5 protein-coding genes are annotated in these 2,179 nt (G+C 71.3%); all 5 read left to right on the top strand.

Annotated elements, in window-relative coordinates; translation table 11 throughout:
• A partial coding sequence (locus tag G7A99_RS04725; RefSeq protein WP_305792309.1) for a proton-conducting transporter membrane subunit occupies positions 1–607 on the top strand: 607 nt, incomplete at its 5' end.
• Between the two features lies 1 nt (position 608).
• Complete coding sequence (locus G7A99_RS04720) at positions 609–1,103, top strand: Na+/H+ antiporter subunit E (RefSeq protein ID WP_163139060.1); 495 nt, start codon at positions 609–611, stop codon at positions 1,101–1,103.
• The gene (locus tag G7A99_RS04715; RefSeq protein ID WP_018717952.1) at positions 1,097–1,366 is read left to right on the top strand and encodes a K+/H+ antiporter subunit F; all 270 of its coding nucleotides are present in this window, start codon (positions 1,097–1,099) and stop codon (positions 1,364–1,366) included. The genes G7A99_RS04720 and G7A99_RS04715 overlap by 7 nt, the downstream gene beginning before the upstream one ends.
• 12 nt (positions 1,367–1,378) lie before the next feature.
• Positions 1,379–1,723 (top strand): Na+/H+ antiporter subunit G, encoded by a 345-nt coding sequence (locus G7A99_RS04710; RefSeq protein ID WP_163139059.1) that lies wholly within the window; start codon positions 1,379–1,381, stop codon positions 1,721–1,723.
• Positions 1,720–2,179, top strand: a 460-nt coding sequence (locus G7A99_RS04705; protein ID WP_371807597.1) for a nicotinate-nucleotide diphosphorylase, incomplete at its 3' end; no start/stop codon positions are given. The genes G7A99_RS04710 and G7A99_RS04705, both read left to right, overlap by 4 nt.

Genomic DNA, 2,179 nt, shown 5'->3' with positions numbered 1-2,179 from the left:
GGTGGGCACCATGGTCGTGGGCATCGCCGTGTTCACCCCGGCGGCCATCGGCGGCGGGCTGTACTACCTGCTCCACAGCACCATCGCCACGGCGGGGATGTTCCTGCTCGCCGGCGTGCTCGGTGAGCACCGCGGGGAGTCGGGGGACCGTTTCGAGCCGGCACCCCGCCCCGGCGGCTGGGCCCCCCTCGGCCTGCTCTTCACCGCCCTGGCGGTGGCCGTGGCCGGCCTCCCGCCACTCTCCGGCTTCCTCGGCAAGACCCTGATCCTCCAGTCCGTGGCCGGCGTCTCGCCCACCGCCCTGGTATGGACGGTGGTGCTCGCCGGCAGCCTGTTCACGGTGGTGGCGCTCAGCCGCGCGGGCAGCGCCCTGTTCTGGAAGGACGAGCCGCCGGCGGGGCCGGTCGCCGCCCCGGACGCGGCCGCCTACGTCCCCGCCGGGCTGTGCGTGGCTCTGGTGGTGGCGATGACGGTCTTCGCCGGGCCGATCAGCGGCTACACCCGGGCCACGGCGGGTGATCTCCTCGATGGCCCGGGGGCCTATACCCAGGCCGTCATGGACGCCGGGCGACAGACCAGCCCCGGCCACCACGACGAGGGGGCGTGACATGCTGGCGAGACTGCTTCCCAATCCGGTGCTCTCGGGGTTCGTGCTGGTCATCTGGATGCTGCTCGTCGACAGCATCGGCGCCGGCGCGATCCTCGTCGGGGTGATCCTCGGCCTGGTCATCCCGCAGCTTACCCAGGGGTTCTGGCCGGACCGGATCCACTTCCGCCGCCCGAAGGTGCTGCTCACGCTGATCCCGGTGGTGGTCTGGGACATCATCGCGGCCAACGCCGCCGTGGCCTGGATCGTGCTCACGCGGCGCAACCGCGACCTGCGCCCGGCATTCCTGATCATCCCGCTGGAGATCCGCGAACCCCACGGGGCGATGGCGCTGGCGAGCATCATCACGCTCACCCCCGGGACGGTGTCGGTCCAGTTCAGCGCGGACCGGGGCACCCTGTTCGTGCACATGCTCGACTGCCCGGACGAGACGGAGGCCGTGGAGGACATCCGCACACGCTACGAGCGCCCGCTCAAGGAGCTGCTGGAATGCTGACGGTGACGCTCTACATCGGCTTCGCCGCGGTGATCGCGGCCATGGCCATGAACCTTTACCGCCTGCTCGCCGGCCCCACCGCCGAGGACCGAGTGCTGGCCCTGGACACGCTCTACATTAACGCGATCGCGCTGATCCTGCTGGTCTCGATCCAGTTCGCCGACCGCATCTACTTCGAGGCGGCGCTGCTCATCGCCATGATGGGCTTCGTCGGCACCATTGCGCTGGCCAAGTACCTCGGCCGCGGCGCGCTCATGGACTGAACGGAGGCGACCGTGTCGGAAGCCATCACCGCCGTGTTCATCCTCATCGGGGCCTTCTTCGTGCTCGTGGGCTCACTGGGCATGCTGCGCTTCCCGGACTTCTTCACCCGGCTGCACGGCCCGACCAAGGCGACGACGCTGGGGCTGGCCAGCCTGCTCGCCGCGTTCGTGGCCTACGCCGCGGGCACGGAGAGCGGGGTGAGCGTGCGCGAGTTCCTGATCACCTTCTTCCTGTTCATCACCGCACCGGTGAGCGCCTTCATGCTCGGGCGCTCGGCGCTGCGCCGTCGCGTCGACTCCGTCGCCCCACGGCCCGCGGCCATCGACGACGACGAGACGGAGGACGACCCGGCGTGATCGATCCCCAGCGCGTCGCCGACGATGCCCGCCGCGCCCTGGACGAGGACGTCGGCAGCGGCGACATCACCGCCGTGCTCCTGCCCGCCGGGCGGATCGACACGGCCACGGTGATCGTGCGCGAGCCCGCCGTGATCTGCGGCCGCCCCTGGTTCGACGCCGTCTACCAGGCCCTCGACCCGGCGGTACACATCCGCTGGCACGTGAACGACGGAGATGCCGTCGACGCCGATACCCTGCTGTGCACCCTCACCGGCCCGGCCCGCAGCCTGGTCACCGGCGAGCGCACGGCGCTCAACTTCCTGCAGCTGCTCTCCGGCACGGCCACCACCGCGCGCCGCTACGCCGACGCCCTGGCCGGCACCGGCTGCCGCGTGCTCGACACGCGCAAGACCCTGCCGGGACTGCGCCGCGCCCAGAAGTACGCCACCGCCTGCGGCGGCGCCGTGAACCATC

Source organism: Arhodomonas sp. KWT, from assembly GCF_010993615.1.
Note: the sequence above shows the minus strand (reverse complement) of the source record. Positions and strands in the feature narration are given on the sequence as shown.